The organism is Micromonospora sp. NPDC049274 (genome assembly GCF_040678875.1).
Classification (GTDB): Bacteria; Actinomycetota; Actinomycetes; order Mycobacteriales; family Micromonosporaceae; genus Micromonospora.
The window spans coordinates 431,571-449,671 of the sequence record NZ_JBFAQS010000004.1; the positions used below are offsets into that span (position 1 = coordinate 431,571).

Annotated in this window: 12 protein-coding genes; 3 read left to right on the top strand and 9 right to left on the bottom strand. The window is 70.4% G+C overall.

The genetic code is table 11. The annotated features are described in order from the left end of the window. Positions 1 to 13: 13 nt before the first annotated feature. From AB0K10_RS10845 to AB0K10_RS10860, 4 genes are read right to left on the bottom strand one after another with little or no spacing between them, the layout of a single operon-like run. A complete protein-coding gene (locus tag AB0K10_RS10845) occupies positions 14 to 538 on the bottom strand; it encodes a hypothetical protein (RefSeq protein ID WP_363682113.1) in 525 nt (174 codons plus the stop codon). After that, positions 535 to 2,001 carry a HAMP domain-containing sensor histidine kinase gene (locus AB0K10_RS10850; protein WP_363682115.1) on the bottom strand — a complete coding sequence of 489 codons (1,467 nt, stop codon included), beginning with the start codon at positions 1,999 to 2,001 and terminating at the stop codon, positions 535 to 537. Before AB0K10_RS10850 ends, AB0K10_RS10845 begins: the two co-directional genes overlap by 4 nt. Beyond that, on the bottom strand, positions 1,998 to 2,693 hold the full coding sequence (locus AB0K10_RS10855; RefSeq protein WP_363682117.1) for a response regulator transcription factor: 696 nt from the start codon (positions 2,691 to 2,693) through the stop codon (positions 1,998 to 2,000). Before AB0K10_RS10855 ends, AB0K10_RS10850 begins: the two co-directional genes overlap by 4 nt. Before the next feature lie 16 nt (positions 2,694 to 2,709). Continuing rightward, entirely contained in the window at positions 2,710 to 3,771 is a 1,062-nt protein-coding gene (locus AB0K10_RS10860) for a phosphatase PAP2 family protein (protein ID WP_363682119.1), read from the bottom strand. Positions 3,772 to 4,050: 279 nt separating this feature from the next. On the opposite strand from AB0K10_RS10860, the gene AB0K10_RS10865 reads away from it, so the two are divergent. Further along, on the top strand, positions 4,051 to 4,554 hold the full coding sequence (locus AB0K10_RS10865) for a winged helix-turn-helix domain-containing protein (protein WP_363682121.1): 504 nt from the start codon (positions 4,051 to 4,053) through the stop codon (positions 4,552 to 4,554). Positions 4,555 to 4,646: 92 nt separating this feature from the next. Here the strand turns inward: AB0K10_RS10865 and AB0K10_RS10870 are convergent, their stop codons facing one another. Further along, positions 4,647 to 9,059 carry a S8 family serine peptidase gene (locus tag AB0K10_RS10870; RefSeq protein ID WP_363682123.1) on the bottom strand — a complete coding sequence of 1,471 codons (4,413 nt, stop codon included), beginning with the start codon at positions 9,057 to 9,059 and terminating at the stop codon, positions 4,647 to 4,649. 242 nt (positions 9,060 to 9,301) lie between these two features. Here AB0K10_RS10870 and AB0K10_RS10875 point away from each other — a divergent pair, with 242 nt between their 5' ends. Both AB0K10_RS10875 and AB0K10_RS10880 read left to right on the top strand, forming a co-directional pair. Continuing rightward, on the top strand, positions 9,302 to 9,901 hold the full coding sequence (locus AB0K10_RS10875; RefSeq protein WP_363682125.1) for a winged helix-turn-helix domain-containing protein: 600 nt from the start codon (positions 9,302 to 9,304) through the stop codon (positions 9,899 to 9,901). A gap of 161 nt (positions 9,902 to 10,062) precedes the next feature. Beyond that, complete coding sequence (locus tag AB0K10_RS10880; protein WP_358099443.1) at positions 10,063 to 11,619, top strand: OFA family MFS transporter; 1,557 nt, start codon at positions 10,063 to 10,065, stop codon at positions 11,617 to 11,619. A 62-nt stretch (positions 11,620 to 11,681) separates the two neighbouring features. On the opposite strand, the gene nrfD is transcribed toward AB0K10_RS10880, so the two are convergent. The 4 genes from nrfD to AB0K10_RS10900 all read right to left on the bottom strand — a co-directional run bounded on the left by nrfD (position 11,682) and on the right by AB0K10_RS10900 (position 17,949). Next, positions 11,682 to 12,686, bottom strand: coding sequence for an NrfD/PsrC family molybdoenzyme membrane anchor subunit (gene nrfD, locus AB0K10_RS10885; protein WP_363682127.1), 1,005 nt, complete (start codon positions 12,684 to 12,686; stop codon positions 11,682 to 11,684). Then, positions 12,683 to 13,726 carry a 4Fe-4S dicluster domain-containing protein gene (locus tag AB0K10_RS10890; RefSeq protein ID WP_363682129.1) on the bottom strand — a complete coding sequence of 348 codons (1,044 nt, stop codon included), beginning with the start codon at positions 13,724 to 13,726 and terminating at the stop codon, positions 12,683 to 12,685. The genes nrfD and AB0K10_RS10890 overlap by 4 nt, the downstream gene beginning before the upstream one ends. A 3-nt stretch (positions 13,727 to 13,729) precedes the next feature. Further along, the gene (gene fdh / locus AB0K10_RS10895; RefSeq protein WP_363682131.1) at positions 13,730 to 17,005 is read right to left on the bottom strand and encodes a formate dehydrogenase; all 3,276 of its coding nucleotides are present in this window, start codon (positions 17,003 to 17,005) and stop codon (positions 13,730 to 13,732) included. A 146-nt stretch (positions 17,006 to 17,151) separates the two neighbouring features. Then, complete coding sequence (locus tag AB0K10_RS10900) at positions 17,152 to 17,949, bottom strand: PrsW family intramembrane metalloprotease (protein ID WP_363682133.1); 798 nt, start codon at positions 17,947 to 17,949, stop codon at positions 17,152 to 17,154. Positions 17,950 to 18,101: the final 152 nt, after the last annotated feature.

Consider the following 18,101-nt stretch of genomic DNA (forward strand, 5'->3'; position numbering starts at 1 on the left):
GCGTTCGCCCCGGTCACTCGAGCGGGCAGGGCCAGGGTGGCCGGGTGCCGTCCGAGCCGACGATCGTGACCGGGGCGGAGCCCTGTCCCGACACGGCGAACACCACGGTGCAGATGATCTGGTTGGCCGCGACCGTCGACAGCGGCAGCACCGCGCCCGACATCGTCACCGTGATGCCGGGCTCGTCGACACTCGGCGTCACCTGGGCCGGCGCGACGCCGGGTGGCACCTCGCTGCTGAGCCCTGCGCTGCGCTCGCTCGGGGTGGGACCGGCCGCGAGCAGCGCGAGCGTCTCGGTCGGCGACGAGGGACCGGGACCGGGTTTGGTCGCGCGCAGGACCAGCGCCAGCTCGCCGTGCGAGATCAGGTAGAGGCCCGCGCCCGCCGACGGACCGGTCACCGCGGCGCGGCCGGTGATGACGTCGCTGGGCCGGACTCCGCAGCCCGCCGTGAACAACGTGAGCAGAAGCCCACCCGCGAGCAGCGTCCGCGCCACGCGGCGGCGGAGCGCCGTACGCCTTCGGCATGCGCGGATCACCGTACGCCTCCGGCGTCCACCGTCTCCGACGCCGCCCGGGGCAGGCGCAGCGTGAACACCGCGCCGCAGTCGGGGGTGTTGCCCGCCACCAGACTTCCCGACTGCCCGCCGTGCCGGTGCAGGCGCGCGTTCTCCCAGGCGATGGCGAGGCCCAGGCCGCTGCCCTCGGAGCGGGTCCGCGCGGTGTCGGCCTTGTAGAAGCGGTCGAAGACGTGCGGCAGCACCTCCGGGTCCAACCCGGGCCCCTGGTCGGCGACCTCGATCGTGATCCAGTCCGGTTCGGCGCGCAGGCGTACGGACACCGGCTCGGTGCCATGCCGGAAGGCGTTGCCGACCAGGTTGGCGACGATGACGTCCAGCCGGCGGGGATCGAGCCGGGCGATGACACCGGACGGCAGGTCGGTGTGCACCCGATCGGCCCACCGCCGCAGCCGCAGGGTCGCGTTGACCGCCGCGGCGACGTCGACCTCGTCGAGGGCGAGCCGGGCGGTGCCGGAGTCGAACCTGCTGACCTCGATGAGGTCGTTGACCAGCTGGGTGAGGTTCTGCGTCTCCTGGCTGACCAGCCGGGCGGCCTGCCCGGCGTCCCCCGGCAGCCGGTCCGCCTCCTCGTCCAGCACGTCGGTGACCGCCGTCATCGCGGCCAGGGGCGTACGGAGTTCGTGCGACACGTCGGCCACGAAGCGCCGCGCGTCGGCCTCCATCCGCCGCAGCTCACCGACCTGACGCTCCAGGGTTCCGGCCGTGTCGTTGAAGGTGCGTGCCACGTCGGCCAGTTCGTCGACACCCCGCACGGTCAGCCGGGTGGACAGGTCACCCTCGCCGAGCTTGCGTGCCGCCCGGCCCAGCTCCCGTACCGGCCGCAGCACGCCCTGCGCGGCCAGCAGGGCCAGCAGGACGGCGAGGACGAGGGAGAGACCGCCGGTCACCCACGCCAACTCGGCGAGCCGGTCGACGCTCTGCTGCTCCGTGACGAGGCTGCGCACCGAGTAGACCTCCACGCCCGACGGCACGGACGTTCCATCGGACCGTTCGAACCTGAGCTGCGTGCCGATGAGCAGCACGGGCGTCCCGTAGCGATTGACGCGCTGCCAGGCGACGCGACCGCCCGCCACCTCCCGCTGCAGCTCCGGGGTGAGCACGTCGGCCGCGCCGGTGCCGTGCGACCACAGATCCCCGTAGTGGACCACGGCGTCCACCTCCCGGTCGGAGAGGCGCTGGGCCAGCACCTCAAGTTCCTCCTGGCTCGGCGGCAGACTGACGACCGGGTACACCTTCGACAGCTGGTCGGTAAGCGACGCCACCGCCGCGTCCTGCGCCTGCTGGAGGATGACGGTCCGGGCCTGGAAGTAGCTTCCGCTGGCCACCACCGCCGTGGTGGTCACCCCCAGCAGGGCGAAGGCCAGGAGCAGTCGTACGCGCAGACCCAGCGCCATGGCGCGGGCCCAGTGCCAGGGGGTCACAGCGGCCCGAACCGGTATCCGAAGCCGCGTACCGTCTGGATGTAGACCGGCGCGGACGGCTCATCCTCGATCTTGGCGCGCAGCCGCTGGACGCAGGCGTCCACCAGCCGCGAGTCGCCGAGGTACCCGTGCTCCCACACGGCCTCCAGCAACTGCTGGCGGCTGAGCACCTGGCCCGGAGTGTGCGCGAGTTCGAGCAGCAGCCGCAGCTCCGTCGGGGCCAGGCTGACCGGAGACCCGTCCTTGCTGACCACCAGCGCGGCCCGGTCGATGGTCAACGCACCGTGCTGGTGCAGCCCGGGCCGCTCCGGGCCGGGACGCCGCGCGTCGCCGCCGGTGCGGCGCAGCACCGCCCGGATGCGCGCCTCGAGCACCCGGGCCTGCACCGGCTTGACCACGTAGTCGTCGGCGCCCGCCTCCAGGCCGGCCACCACATCCATGTCGTCGTTGCGGGCGGTGAGCATGATGATGGGCAGGTCGCCCTGCTGCCGGATCCGGCGGCACACCTCGAAACCGTCCATACCGGGCAGCATGAGATCGAGGACCACCACGTCGGACGCCGTCGTCCGCAGCCGTTCCAGCCCCTGTTCGCCGGTCTCCACGGCCACCACCGTGTGACCCTGACGGGTGAGCGCCAACTGCAGTCCGTCGCGGACCGTCTGGTGATCTTCGATCAGCAGGACCTGTGGCATGCCGTCAAGTATCCCATCATGAGAATTGCTCGCTTTTGGTCGATGTCTCGTGGGTGATATCGACCCGCCGGGGCCATGCCGTCCGGACGTCCGTCGTCACCAGGCGTTCCATGGCCCCCGGGTCGGTCGGCCGCTGCCGCTGTGGCGAACCGACAGGCCCGACGAACTCCACCGACCGGACCAGGAAGACGGCCACGCCCACCGCCACCACACTCAGCCCCGCCGCCGCCAGGATGGCCACGAGCGGCCCCCACCGCAGCGAGGTGGCCAGACCGGGCACCAGCACCCGAACCACCCAGCCGAGCACGATCAACCCCACCACCCCCTGCGCGACCGCGCGCCAGGCGCGGCCGGCGACAGGTGTGGCACGCGGGGGCGGCGTGTCGTGGCCGGGCCGGAGCGTCAGCGCCGCCGCGGCCAGGCAGAACAACGTCACGCTCAGCAGGACGCCGCCGAGCACGTCGCTGAACCGGTGCCATCCCGCGATCATGGTGGCCGCGCCGATCACCGAGACACCCGCCGCGCCCGGCACCACCAGCCACCGTCGAGCCCAGCCGGGCAGGGCCAGCAGGAAGGCCAACACCAGAGCCGTCGCGACCGCGACGTGACCGCTGGGGAAGCTGTTGTGGGAGGTCGCACCCTCGATCGTGAGGTCCGGGCGGGGCAGCACTGACTTCACCGCACCGGCCGTCGCGACCGCGCAGAGCACCACGCCCACGCCCACGACGCCGGCCAGCAGCCGGCGGCCGAACACGCCCACCACCAGCACCCCACCGAGCAGGACGGCCAGCAGCGTCGGGCTGCCGAAGGTCGCCAGGACGGTCTTCGCCGGCCCGACCAGGTCACTGTCCTGCTCGTAACCGCCACCGGATTCGGCGCGCGGCAGGAGCAGTCCGTCGATCCACTGCCCCGGGCCGGTCCACACGAACAGCACACCCGTGAGACCCAGGGCGACCAGGAAACCGACGGCCGCTCCCAGCAGCCGCAGGCCCGGCGGCGCCGCGGCGCGACCGGAGGGCAGCGCTCGCGCCGGGCCGGGCGACGACAATCCGACGGGGTACGACGATCCGTGTGACATGTCGACAATGCTCGGCCCGCCAGGTCCGGACGCCGTCCGTGGATTGTCTTCGTTCTGTCACAACTGCCGATGAGCACCGGAGAAACCGGGCGATCCGGCGTGGTGTCGCCAAGCCGTCCGCGCTGCCCTGACGTGAGCCAGCATTCACATGCTTACATGCAACTATGTTTTACCCAGCCGAGACGAGCCACCACTAGGGTCAGGACGCCGATCGATGGCAGTCCTCGGCGGTGCGAAAACCATCCGGAGTGATTGTGGGGAACCGGAAGGGGTTGGGCAATGCAGGGTATTTCGGTCGCCTCGCTGGTCATCGGCATCGCGTCCTCGCCGGCCGAGCGCCGGCAGTTGGCCCGTCTGCTCGGCGGGACCGACGCCTTCCTGATCGTTTCGAACGTGGACCAGGCGCGGGAGTTCCTCGGGGTGGTCGAGATGCCCCCCGTCGCACCTCCCCCGGTTCCGACGGTGCTCGCGGAGGTCGCGCCGAGCCCGCAGCCACCGCCGGATCTCAGCGTCGACTCCGACCGCCGGGTGGTGCGCTGGCGCGACCAGGAGATCGACCTGACCCGGCTGGAGCACGACGTGCTGCTCTGCCTGGTCGACGCTCCCGGGCAGGTCTGGACCTACGAGCGACTGCACCTTGAGGTGTGGGGCAACCGACACCTCGGCCGCGGGTCCGACATGCACTCCGTGGTCCGTCGGGTACGCCGCAAGCTCGCCCGGCTGGACGCCGCCGCCACGATCCACGCGGTCCGCGGCGTCGGCTTCCGGCTCGCCCCCGTCTGAGCGCACGCCCGATCGTCGCGGAGGCTGGTCCGGCCCGCCTGGTCGAGGACCAGGCGGGCCGGATCGGTGCGCTACCGCTTACCGCTCAGGTGTCAGCACCGGATGGGTGCCAACGCGAAGTTCTCCACCGCGGGAGTGGCGGTGTCGATCTTCGTCTGACGGGTCTGGGGCTTCCAGCCGTCCTTGGCGACGATCATCGTGAGCGGGTTGTTCCGACGGTCCACCCAGTAGGCGTACTTGCCGGCGCTGTCGGTCGCGAACGTCCACGACATCGCCCACGAGTCGACCTGGACCACCGCGCCGGCGAGCGGCGAGGTCGCGCCCTGGCAGCTCGTACCGGTCACCGTCCCCATCAGCTTGCCCCAGGTCTTCGGGGGCGTCGCCGTCATGGTCACCGTCACCGGCGCCACCGAGTACGGCGTGTTCTCCCTGATCGTGACCGCACCGGAGTAGGTGCCCGGCTGGTCCACGTTCGCCGTCATCCCGACGGTGACCGTGACCTTCTCACCCGGCGCGAGGGTGACCGTCGACTTGTCGATGGTCATCCAGCTGACGTCGGCGGCCGCCTCGGCGCACCCCTCGAAGCCCGGCAGCACCTCGCTGTCCGGTGCCGCGTTGAAGCTGCCCGACGAGCCGCCGATCTTGTAGAAGCCACACGCCGCGCCACCCCGGTACCGGGCGGTGTTGGCGTTCGGCAGGTTCGACCACGAGCTGGTGGCCGGGTCGAAGGCGAAGCCGGCGTTGCTGATGGCGCCGCCCTGCGAACCGCCCACGACGAGGAGCTTGCCGCTGGCCACCGCGTACGAGCTGGCCCAGTTGTCGACTGGCGCGTCCGCGATCGGGGTCCACGTGTTGGCGCCCGGATCGTAGGCGTAGCTGGCCTTCTGCGCCGCGGTGCCGTCGTTGCCACCGGTGCAGTAGAGGGTGCCGTCGATGCCGCCGCAGGAGGCGAAGGCGACCGACTTCGGGTAGTTCGCCAGCGTCTCCCAGGCGTTGGTGCCCGGGTCGTAGCGGACCACACTGTTCGACATCGGCACGCAGCCCGAGGTGGTACAGCCACCGACGGCGTAGAGCTTGCCGTCGACGACCGCCTGCCCTGCCGCGGCGCGCGGCGCGGGGTTGTCGGCCAGTTCGGTCCAGGTGTTGGCCCCCGGGTCGTACGACCAGGTGGTGGCGTCCGGGCCGGCGGCGCCCCAACCACCCGTTGCGATGATCTTCCCGCCGATCACGCCCACCGTGAGCGCGTTACGGGCATCGGGCAGGTCGGCCACCGCCGTCCAGGTCTGCGCGACCGGGTCGTAGGCGTAGGTCTTCACGGTGGAGGCGCTTCCGTCGCCACCGCCGATCGAGTACACCTTGCCGTCCAGGGTGACCACCCGGTTGTCCATGATGTTGGCCGGGAAGTCGGTGATGTCCGTCCACGGTGCGGCCTGCGGGCCGGCCGCGGCGGGGGTCGCCGTCGACGCCTTGCCGGACGCCTTGGCAGCGAACGACGTCGTGACGCTCAACCGCTGCTCCGGTGCGCCGGCCGCGCCGAGCGTCTGCTGCCGGGTCACCCGGGAACCGTCCGCCCGCAGCAGCTCGAAGCCGTCGTCACGCTCACCGAAGCCGACCTCGACCGGCGCGCCGCCGGTGTTGGTCACGGTGAACGTCCTGCTGGCCTTTCCGTTGGGCATCTGGACCGTGGCGCTCAGCTGGGTGGGTGTCACCGACAACCGGCCGGCCGCGAGGACGAAGTTCGCGGTGGTGGCCCAGTCGGCCTCGACGTCGACCTGCTTGCTCTGGCTGACGTAGTTGCCGGCCGTCGCGGTGAACTTGTGGGTGCCGGTGAGCGTCGAGTAGATCCAGTAGAACCCGTCGGGCAGCCCCGGGTCGTCCGGGGTCGCCACGGTGACCGCCTTCTCGGCGGGCCGGTCGTTGCTGGTGACGGTGGCGCCGTTGATGTAGCTGTTGTCGTTCTTGTCGCGGACGTTGCCCACGACCAGACCGCCGTCGACAGGTACGCAGGTGACCTGGCTGCCGATGAGGACGTTGTCGACCTCCCACCACCACTCGTACGAGGCGTCGTAGTAGTGGAACCGCACCTGGACCTGCGCCTTGCCGGCCGCCTGCGGGATCGGGATCTCGGTGAGCTTCGGGCCCCGCACGTCGGTCTCCTGGCGGAGCACGTTCGTCCAGGTCGCGCCATTGTCGATACTGAGGTCGACGTCGGCGGTGTCGTCGTTCAACTGGTTGAAGTCCTGGTTGAACCGGATGACCGGGGCCGTGACGCCGGTCAGGTCCACCACCGGGCTCACCAGGGAGGTGTCCTGTGTGGTGCCCGCGCCGTACGCGTCACTGTCGATCATCGCGAAGTTGCCGCTGCCACCGGTCAGGTTGCCCCGGTCGCCGTCGTCGGTGAACTTCCAGACGTCGCCGCTGCCCGCGTTGTCGACCACCGTCCAGCCGGCCGGCGTGGTCGTGGCGTCGAAGGTCTCGTACTCGCCGTCGGAGCCGAACGTGTAGCCGGGCGCCGTCGTGCAGGTGGTGGTGTCCACCGGCACCGCGACGTTTGCGGTCACGTTGCGCGTGCCGACCACCACCTCCTTGGTGACGGTCTGGTAGCCCGGGTACTGCGACTCGTACGTCAGGGTGTACGTCTGCCCGGCCGGCAGCGTGATGCTGTATCGGCCGTTCGACGGCGTCGTGTAGTCGTAGACGCCGGACACGCCGCTCACTGTCACCTTGGCGTACAACGGCCAGCCGTGGCCGGAGCCGTCGGTGACCGCGCCTGTGACGTTGACGCGCGGCACCGCCGTCAGGGCGACGTTGAGAGTGGTGGTCGCGCGGTTGGTGACAGTCGCGGTCTTCGTGGTGCTGCCGTACCCGAAGGCCGACACGACGACCTGGTAGTCGCCGGTCGGGACCTGGGTCGAGTACTTGCCGTCGGCGCCGGTGGTGATCTCACGCGAGGCCGGCCCGGTGAGGGTCACTGTCGCGCCGGCGATCGGCGCGCCGGTGGCCGCGTCGGTGACCGTGCCGGCAAGGGTGCCGATGTCGCCTGTCGGGGCGGCGTTGAGCAGTGCGAGGGCGTCCAGTCGGCCCTCGCCGTAGACGTTGTTGTCCGCGGCGGTGCCACCGCACTGGTCGTCGGCCTTGTCGATCGCGGTGCCGTTGAGCAGGGCTCGGGTCCCGTCGACGTCACCGACAAGCGACGGCGCCGCCGAGTACAGCAGAGCGATCGCGCCGACCAGGTGCGGGGCGGCCATCGACGTGCCGCTGGCGGTGCCGTACCCGTTGCCGGGAATGCTCGACCGGACGTTCACGCCCGGAGCGGAGATGTTGGGCTTGATCTCGCCGTTCTGCCCGGCCCCCCGGGCGGAGAAGCTGGCGATGCTGTTGTTGACGTCGTACGCGCCGGCCGAGTAGTTGCTGGCGAGGCTGCCCGGCGAGCCGCTGGTCTCGCACGCCGGCCCGCTGTTGCCGTTGGAGAAGACACCGAAGATGCCCGAGGCGGTCCAGGCCAGCGTCACGTCCTCCATGAAGGGCTCGTTGGACGGCTCCCTGGTGCCCCAGGAGTTGTTGATGATGTTCGGCCGCTTGCTGGCGTCCGGGTTCTGACCGCTCAGGTCGGTCGGCTCGAGCATCCACTGGCCGGATTCGATGAGCGCCGCGTCGGTGGGGCAGCAGCCGTTCGCCGCGATCCATTTGACCCCGGGCGCGACACCGATCTGGTTCGCGCCGGCGGAGCCGGCCATGGTGCCCATGGTGTGCGTACCGTGGCCGTCGTCGTCGCAGGGCGCGTCGGCGCACGTCCCGGCGGCGTTGAACCAGTTGTAGTTGTGGTCGAACGTGCCGTCGCCGTTGTTGCCGCGGTAGGAGTTCACAAGCGCCGGGTGGTCGTACTGCACGCCGCTGTCGATGCTCGCGATGGTGACGCCCTCGCCGGTGACGCCGTACTGGGACCAGACGTCGTCGGCGTTGATGTTGGCGACGCCCCACTCGACGGCGTTGACGGTCTTCTCGTCGGTGCCCTTGGTGAGTTCGGGAAGCTGGTAGGCGACCGGGGGGTAGAGACCCTCGACCTCCGCGTGGGCGGCGAACTTCTGGGCCATCGCCAGGGAGCCGCTGTTCACCTTGATGGCGTTGGTGGCCCAGAAGGTCTCGTACTTCGTGCCCGAGCTGTCGAGTTCGGCGCGGATCTTGCCCTGGCTCCCGGCGGCGGTCTCCCGCAGCGTCTGGGCGACGGCCGCGCCGCGCTTCGTCCAGTCCTTGATGGCGCTGGCCTTGCTCAGGTCGGCCCGGTCCTTGAACCGAATCCAGAAGTCCCCTGCGCTCTTGGCCTCAAGTTGCCGGGCGAGCTCCGGTCGGATCTTGTCCCCGGCGGCGGTGCCCGCTCCCAGCGAACCGGGCGCGGCCTGCGCGGCCGAGCCGACGCTGGCCAGGCACGTGGCGGCGAGAATCATCGCCGCGCTGGCGCTGACCAGCGATCTGGCCGTGCGTCTCCATTGTGGACGTCTGATCATCGGTGCTGCCTCCCTCAGAACGACCCAGGGGTGTGATGGGCCATGTGAGAAGTGCGCGAGATCCCGCTCGACGGAACCGAGCGAACGGACCCCTCATGCCTCCCCATGCACCGCGCGGGTCACGCCGGTTGCCCGAGTGGACACTATGATCGAGAGGAAAGGACGATCAAGAACTTGCTGTGAGCAACTTGTCGCTAACGGTTGCCCTGCTGGCGGCGCGCTTGCCAAACATTGTCAGGACCATGACGATAGCTGGGCAGGGATGCCCATCGATCCCGGGCGGTGTGGTGGCCGAGGACGACGAAACGACGTTGGCCGGGGCTGATCCGGCCGACGAACCGTTTCCGTTGCTGATCGCGGTGACACCGTCGCCGACCGAGCGCATCCGGCTCGCGGAGCGTCTCGACGGCATCGCGCCGCTGCTGCTGGTGGCCGACCTCGACGAGCTGCGTCGGCTCATCGCGGTGCCGCAGCAACGGACCGGGCCGCCCGACGGGCCACCGCCGAGCCGGACGCCCACCACCGAGCCCGAAGCCGCCCTGGTCATCGACTCGGCCCGGTCCACCGCGCGGTACGCGGCTCGCGAGGTGGACCTGACCCGGCTGGAACACGACCTGCTGACCTGCCTGATCACCGAGCCGGTCCGGATCTGGAGCTATGCCGAGCTGCACCGGTCGGTCTGGCACGACGAGGGGCGCGAGCGCAGGGCGGACGTGCAGTCCCTGGTGAAGCGGCTGCGGCGCAAGTTGCGGACCCTCGGCACCGGTGCCACGATCGAGGCCGTACGCGGTGTCGGGTTGCGCCTCACCGGCCGACAGGAGCCGCGAATCGGGCGTGCCTGACGGCTGCCTGATGTAGGCAGTTTCTCAGCACGCACCGCCCGTTTTCCGGTAACCGGGAGCGGTGAGCCGGCGACCACGTACCGTGAGAAGCAGCCGATCAACGGCGAACGCCGGACGTGCGTCGGGCCCCTGCCCACTCAGCCGCAGGAGGTGCGGAGCCCATGCTGTCGGTATTCGACCCTCGGCACACCGTCGCTCCCCCGGGATACAGCCGCTGGCTCATCCCGACCGCGGCGCTGGCCGTGCACGTCTGCATCGGCCAGGTCTACGCGACGAGCGTCTACAAGAACTCCCTCATCGCGCACTTCGACGCCAGCCAGACGGCGATCGGGGCGATCTTCAGCATCGCCATCGTCATGCTGGGCTCATCGGCGGCGGTGGGTGGCCGGTGGGTGGAGCGCAATGGTCCCCGCCGGGCCATGTTCGTATCGGCCTGCTTCTGGGCCACCGGTTTCCTGGTGGGCGCGCTCGGCATCGCGACCCAGCAACTGTGGCTGCTCTACCTCGGCTACGGCGTCATCGGCGGTATCGGGCTGGGCATCGGCTACATCTCGCCCGTGTCCACGCTGATCAAGTGGTTCCCGGACCGGCCGGGTCTCGCCACCGGTCTGGCGATCATGGGATTCGGTGGCGGCGCCCTGGTCGCCGGTCCGCTCGCGCGTCAGTTGCTGTCGCTCTACGACTCCGACTACAACCCGGCCAACCCCGCCGCGGTGGCGTCCGGCTCCGCGCTGGTGGGGCTGTTCGTCACGTTCGGCATCGGCTACTTCGTGATCATGATGTTCGGCCCGTTCAACGTCCGGGTTCCCCCACCGGACTGGCGGCCCGCCGGGTTCGACCCCGCTCGCGTCGCCACCCGGTCGCTGGTGACGAGGGCCAGCGTGTCCGCGTCCAACGCCGTACGGACCCGTTCGTTCTGGCTGCTGTGGATCGTGCTGTTCTGCAACGTCACGGCGGGCATCGGCATCCTGGAGCAGGCCAGCCCGATGATCCAGGACTTCTTCCGGGACAACGGCTCCACAGCCGTCTCGGTGTCGGCGGCGGCCGGCTTCGTGGGTGTGTTGTCGCTGTTCAATATGGCCGGGCGGTTCGTCTGGTCGACGACGTCCGACCTCATCGGCCGCAAGCCCATCTATCTGATCTATCTCGGCGTCGGCATGGTGCTCTACGCCCTGCTCGCCGTGGCCGGGCACGCCGCCACGGCCGTCTTCGTGCTGATCGCCGCGCTGATCATCTCCTTCTACGGCGGTGGCTTCGCCACCATGCCCGCGTACCTGCGGGACCTCTTCGGCACCTTCCAGGTCGGCGCCATTCACGGCCGGCTGCTGACGGCCTGGTCGGCGGCGGGTGTCGCCGGGCCGCTGATCGTCAACCGCATCCTCGACACGCAGGGCAAGCCCGGCACGCTCACCGCCTCGGCGTACCGTCCCGCGCTGTTCACCATGGTCGGCGTCCTCGCCATCGGTTTCGTCGCCAACCTCCTGGTCCGCGCCGTGCCCGACCGGTTCCACGAGCCGGACCGGGGTTCGACCTCGCCCGTGGCGCGCGCCAGCGTGACCGAGCCGGTCGCCCTCGGTCCGCAGAGCAGGCCGCCGGTGCCCGAGCACGTCGGCGGCCAGACCGGGCGGCTCTGGTTGTCCTGGCTGCTCGTCGCGGCGCTGCTCGGCTACGGCATCGTCCAGACCGCCATCACCGCCGCGAAGCTGTTCACCGGCTGATCGTTCGGGCCGCGTCGCGCGCGGGCGGTGCCTCGCGCGGGGCGCTGCCCCCCGCGCACCGCTCAGAGTCGGCCGTCGGCCACCGTCGGGCCGTGCTCGGCGAGGCGTTCCCGCTGGGGTACGACCGTGTACCGCGGATCGCGCGCCGACACCGTGCCCGCCTCGAAGATGCCGAACCGGGTGGCGACCGACGAGGCCACCAGGGCCGCGCCGGCGAGCACCGACAGTGCCCGACTGCGCCGACTGAGCAGCGCGGCGACCGCGCCCACGCCGAGCAGCACGTTTCCGGCCCGGACCAGCCGGCCGCTGTGACCGTGCCGGTAGGGCTCACCGGTGATCCTCAACCGCTCCATCCGATGACCGCCGACCAACTTGATGGCCGCGCCGGCGACGGCGAGCCGCCGCAGCGGCACGGTCTCGGCGGCGGGCGCCGCGATGAGACCGACCCCGGCGGCCGCCGCGAGGGCGCTGCCGCCGAAGACGAACGGCAAATAGGGGTACGCGTCGTGCCAGGCCGGTACGGCGGTGTCGGCGAGCAGGACCCCGGTGTACGTGGCCAGCGCCGGGGCGGTGGCCGCGGCTGCCAGGCCGGCGACGTCGCCGACGGAGGGAGCGAGCCGGCGGGCGAGGCCGAGCACACCGTGCTGCGGGAGCCGTGGCCCGAGCTCGGCGATCGCCGCCACACCGGCGACCGGTCCGAACACAGTGAGGATCCAGGTGCCCACCGACATCGGTGAGGTCAGCTTGGCGACCCGGAGCATGTGGTGGAAACGCTCCGGCCGCCCGAGGTCGTGCACCAGCAGGTACGCGCTGCCGACGGTTCCGCCGAGGGCCGTCCAGCGGCCCACGCGGCGCAGGGCGGGGCGGCCGGTCAGCTGGGCTCCCGCGCCGATCAGCGCACCGCCGGCGGCGAGGCCGCCGCTGAACAGGTAACCGGCGATGTCGCGTTTCCACACCGGCGCCTTGAGGATCGGTCGGCCGTAGTAGGAGCGGAATTCGGCCGGCGGCACGGTGAGCTGCTCGCCGCCGTGGCCGCGACCGTGGCGGCGACGCGTCGCGTCGGTCATGGCCGCCTGCCCAGGAACGCGACAGCCGTGGCGGCTGCCATCGTGAGCGCGGCGAGGCCTGCGTGTTTCCACATCGCCGGCAGGTCCCGCGTCGTCACCACCGGATCCGGTGGCAACCCGTACACCTCCGGCTCGTCCAACAGCAGGAAGAACGCCCCGTCACCACCCACACCATCATTCGGGTCATGCCCGTACAGGCGCGCCTCCGGCACACCCCGCTCCTGCAACGTCTCGACCCGCGCCGCCGCCCGCTCCCGCAACTCGTCCAAAGGCCCGTACTGAATCGACTCCGTCGGACACGCCTGCGCACACGCCGGCGTCATCCCCGCACCCAACCGGTCGTAACACAACGTGCACTTCCACGCCCGACCATCATCCTTACGCTGATCGATGACCCCGTACGGGCACGCGGAAATGCAGTAACCGCAGCCGTTGCAGATGTCCTCCTGCACCACCACCGTCCCGAACTCCGTCCGGAACAACGACCCCGTCGGGCACACATCCAGGCAGGCCGCATGCGTGCAGTGCTTGCACACATCCGACATCATCAACCACCGAAAATCCGACCGCTGCTCCACACCCGTACCCCGCCCCGGCGGCTGCCCACCCGGCATCCCCAGGAACTCCGGCCCGCCCGACATGCGGGCCGCCGCGACCGGTGAGCCGGGTGGCAGACCCGGGTCCGTGCCGGTGTCGGTGCTGGTCCGCGCGCCCACGGCCGCCGTCGCCGGGCTGACCGCCGGCCCGTCCGGATAGCCCTCGAACGCCGGCGTCTCCCGGCCGACCGAGCGCGGCTGCTCGACGAACGCGACGTGTCGCCACGAGTTCGCGGTCAACGCACCGGTGTTGTCGTACGACATGCCCAGCAGATCCAGACCACTCTCCGGAACGCCGTTCCACTCCTTGCAGGCCACCTCACACGCCTTGCAGCCGATACACACGCTGGTGTCGGTGAAAAACCCCATCCGCGGCGGCGCGTCCCCGTAACCGGCGTCCGAGGCCGGATCGAGCGGCCCGTACAGGGCGTTGGCGTGGGGCATCGGTCAGGCCTCCTGGTCGCTGCTGCTGTCGGCGACGTCGGTCGTGACCAGCGGTGGGTAACGGTGGCTCAGGTCCCCCGACCGTCGCCGGTAGTCGACGACGAGGTCCAGCAGATCCTGGCCCCTCGGGCGTCGGCCGGGCCGCACGTCGCACGTGCCGACCTTGCTCTCCTGAATGAGGACATTGGGGTCGAGCGTGATGCCGAACAGGTCGTTGGCCGAGTCACCGGTCACCAGACCCTCGTAGCCGAAGTGGTACGGCAGCCAGACCTGGTGGATGATCCGATCGTCCACCCGCAGCGGGGTGATCCGGTCGGTCACCAGGACCTTCGCCTCGATTGCCGCGCGGGCGCTGACCAGGTGCGCCCAGCCCAGGTGACTCAATCCCCGCAGGGCGGCCAGCTCCGGCGACACCTCGACGAACATCTCCGGTTGCAGCTCGGCGAGGTGCCCGACGGTCCGGCTCATGCCGCCGGCCGTGTGGTGCTCGGTGAGCCGGCTGACCGTGAAGACGTACGGGAAGACGTCGCTGTGCTGCTCCGGAGGGCTCGGGTTGAGGGTGTTGATCGGGTGGGTGTAGACCTTGCGGGCCGGGTTGGCCTGCTGCCGGTAGAGCGGGTTGCGCACCGGCGACTCCACCGGCTCGTAGTGCGTCGGCAGCGGCCCGTCCAGCACACCGCTGGGCGCGTAGAGCCAGCCCTTGCCGTCGCCCTGGAGGATGAACGGGTCGTCGCCCGCGATGCCCGCCACGCCCGAGCTGTTCGGCGGCGGCCGGTACGAGGGCGCCTTGTTCTTCTCGAAGTCCGGCACGTCGTAGCCGGTCCACTCGGCCTTGTCCGGGTCCCACCAGACGTACTTCTTGCGCTCGCTCCACGGCCTGCCGTCCGGGTCGGCCGAGGCACGGTTGTAGAGGATCCGCCGGTTGGACGGCCACGCCCAGCCCCACTCGAGCGCCACCAGGGACTGCTCCGAGCCGGGCTTGCGGCGGGCGGCCTGGTTGACGCCGTCGGCGTACACACCGGTGTAGATCCAGCAGCCGCCGGCGGTGGTCCCGTCGTCCTTCATCTCCGTGTAGCTCGACAGCGGGCGGCCGCTTGCCACGTCGTACCCGTTGATCTCGTAGAGCACCGATTCGGCGCTCGGCTCGGCGTGCGGACCGTGCGTGGGGTAGTTCCAGGTGAGGTCGAGCAGCGCCCGGTCGCGGGCCCGGGTCGAGCGGGCGAGCCGTTCCCTGACGATGCGGCCGAGGTGGTAGAAGAACCACAGCTCGGAGCGGGCGTCGCCCGGCGGCTCGACGGCCTTCTCCCGCCACTGCAGCAGCCGCTGCGTCTGGGTGAACGAGCCCTCCTTCTCCACGTGGGAGGCAGCGGGCAGGAAGAACACCTCGGTACGACACTCTTCCGGGACGATCTCGCCCGTCTCGATCTCCGGGGCGTGTTTCCAGAACGTGGCGCTCTCGATCATGAACAGGTCCCGCACAACCAGCCAGTCCAGGTTGGCCATGCCCAGGCGCTGCGCCCGCCCGTGCGCCGAGCCCACGGCCGGGTTCTGCCCGAGCAGGAAGTATCCCTTGATCTTCCCGTCGATCATGTCGAGCACCTGCTGGTAGGTGCCGTGGTCCCCGGTCATGCGGGGCATGTAGCCGTAGCAGTAGTCGTTGTCGGCGGTCGCGGCGTCACCCCAGTACGCCTTGAGCAGGTTCACGCCGTAGGCGCGCGCGTTGCCCCAGAAGCCCTTCTGCCCCGGATGCCGGATGCTGTCCACCCACTCGTCGAGCGTGGGGTGGTCGGCGTGGTGCGGCATGGGCAGGTAGCCGGGCAGCAGGTTGAACAGCGTCGGCACGTCGGTGGAGCCCTGGATGCTGGCGTGTCCCCGCAGCGCCATGACGCCCCCACCGGGCCGGCCCATGTTGCCCAGCAGCAACTGGATGATCGCCCCCGCGCGGATGTACTGCACGCCCACGCTGTGCTGGGTCCACCCGACCGAGTAGACGAGCATGCTCGTCCGCTCCCGGCCCGAGTTGGCCGCCCACGCCTGGGCCAGTTCGAGGAACTTGTCCTGTGGGATGCCGCAGACCCGCTCCACCATCTCCGGCGTGTAGCGGGAGAAGTGCCGCTTGAGGATCTGGTACACGCAGCGCGGATGCTGCAACGTCTCGTCGCGCTGGGTGTCGCCGCCCACCGGCGCGCCGTGCGACTCGTGCTCCAGACCGGCCGCCGTCTCCCGCTGCGTCTCGGTGTCCTGCGAGGAGACGTTCTGCTCGGCGCCCTCGTACTGCCAACTGCTCTGGTCGTAGCTGGCGTTCTCCTCGGCGAAGCCGGAGAAGAGCCCGTGCAGGTCCTCGGTGTCCCGGTACTCCTCGGTCACGATGGTGGCCGCGTTCGTGTACGCCACGACGTACTCGCGGAAGTCCAGCTCGTTGTCGAGGATGTAGCGGATCACGCCACCGAGCAGGGCGATGTCCGTGCCCGCCCGGATCGGCAGGTACGCGTCCGCCACCGCGCTCGTGCGCGTGAACCGCGGATCGACGTGGAACACCTTCGCCCCACGGCGCTTGGCCTCCATCACCCACTGGAAACCCACCGGATGCGCCTCGGCCATGTTCGAACCCTGAATGACGATCATGTCGGAGTTCGACAGGTCCTGCTGGAACTGGGTGGCGCCGCCGCGACCGAAGCTGGTCCCCAGACCGGGGACGGTGGCGGAGTGTCAAATACGCGCCTGGTTCTCGATCTGGAGAGCCCCCATCGCGGTGAACAACTTCTTGATGAGGTAGTTCTCCTCGTTGTCCAGCGTCGCCCCACCCAGGCTGGAGATTCCCAGCGTCCGGTTGAGCGGCCGGCCCTCGTCGTCACGGTCTTCCCAGGTCTCGTCCCGGGCGGCGAGGACACGGTCGGCGATCATGTTCATCGCCGTGTCGAGGTCGAGATCCTCCCACTCGGTGCCGTACGGCCGTCGGTAGCGGACAGTCGTCTGCCGCAGCGGACTGGTCACCAGGCTCTTGCTCGCCGCGCCCTTCGGACACAACCGACCCCGCGAGATCGGACTGTCCGGATCACCCTCGATCTGCGTGACCTGCCCGTCGGCGACGTACACCCGCTGACCACACCCCACGGCGCAGTACGGGCAGACGGACCGGGCGACCGAGTCGGCGGTGTCGGTGCGGGCGGTGAGCGTCAGCGACCGGACGGACTTGGCCGCAGCGCCCCGGCCCAACGGGTCGGGGCCGGTGAGCTGGCGATAGAGCGGCCAGCGCTCGACCCAGCGGCGCACCCCCATCGCTGCACCTTCCCGACGAAAGCCACTAAATGTGAACAGTCCGACACTAGATGAGGTGTCGGCCCGGGCGCAGCGGGATCAGCAGAGCGATGCCTCCCCCGGCCACTTTCCGCCGGCCGAGGGAGGCAGGGTGTATGAGGTCGCGATCAGCTCGGCGGTTGCGGGGCGACCAGGCGGTCGCCGAAGGTCCGGTAGCGGTGCAGCTCCCAGAACAGCCAGCCGATGCTGACGATCGCCAGCACGACGAAGATCAGCGAACCGGAGAACGTGTCCCACAGGGTGTGCAGGACGACGACGCCTCCGAAGGTGCCGAGGAACCCGAACAGCCGGCCGACGCTCGGGCTGGCCAGCAGCGCCCACAGCGCTCCGGCGGTGAGCCCGGTCCACGCGGTGTGCCCGGCGGGCGCGGTCAGACCGCGGATGAACAGCGTCTGCTCCACCGCGCCGATGTTGCCGTGCGAGCTCAGCAGCGCGGTGAAGGCGTACCCCATCGTCTCCAGAGCCGCGAAGCCCATGCCGGCCGCCACACCGATGACCAGGCCGTCGGACGGCAGGCGGCGACGGTGCTGCGCCAGGGCCGTGAACAGCAGCACCACGGGGACGATCAGTTTCGCCGACTCCTCGATCAGTGCCACGAACAGCATGGGCAGGGTGCCCAGGCCGCGCAGGGTGTCGTACTCCAGGGTGCCGGCGACCACCGTGCCGATCACCCCGCCGAAGAACGCCGACGTCACCAGCACCGACGCCGGAACCTGCCAACGCCCGGTACGCGCCTGGGCGAACGTGAGGAACGTCAGGGGGGCCAGGGTCGCGCCGAGCAGGATCAGCGCCGGCACGAAGTTCGGATTCTGGGTGCGCACGAGGGTCCGCAGCACCGCCACGTACAGGATCAGCCCGATGACGAGGACCCCGACCCACGCCCACCGGCGAGAACGATCACGCATACCGCGCAGTCTCGCGGATCGGTGTTACGAAGACCAGCCTCGGCGCTGAGATCCCGCGACTGCCGACGTACCTCGCCCATTTCGGGTCGCCGCGTCGGCGGGTCGGACAACCGATGGCGGTGACCGTCGGTCACCTCCGTGGGAGCGGACGC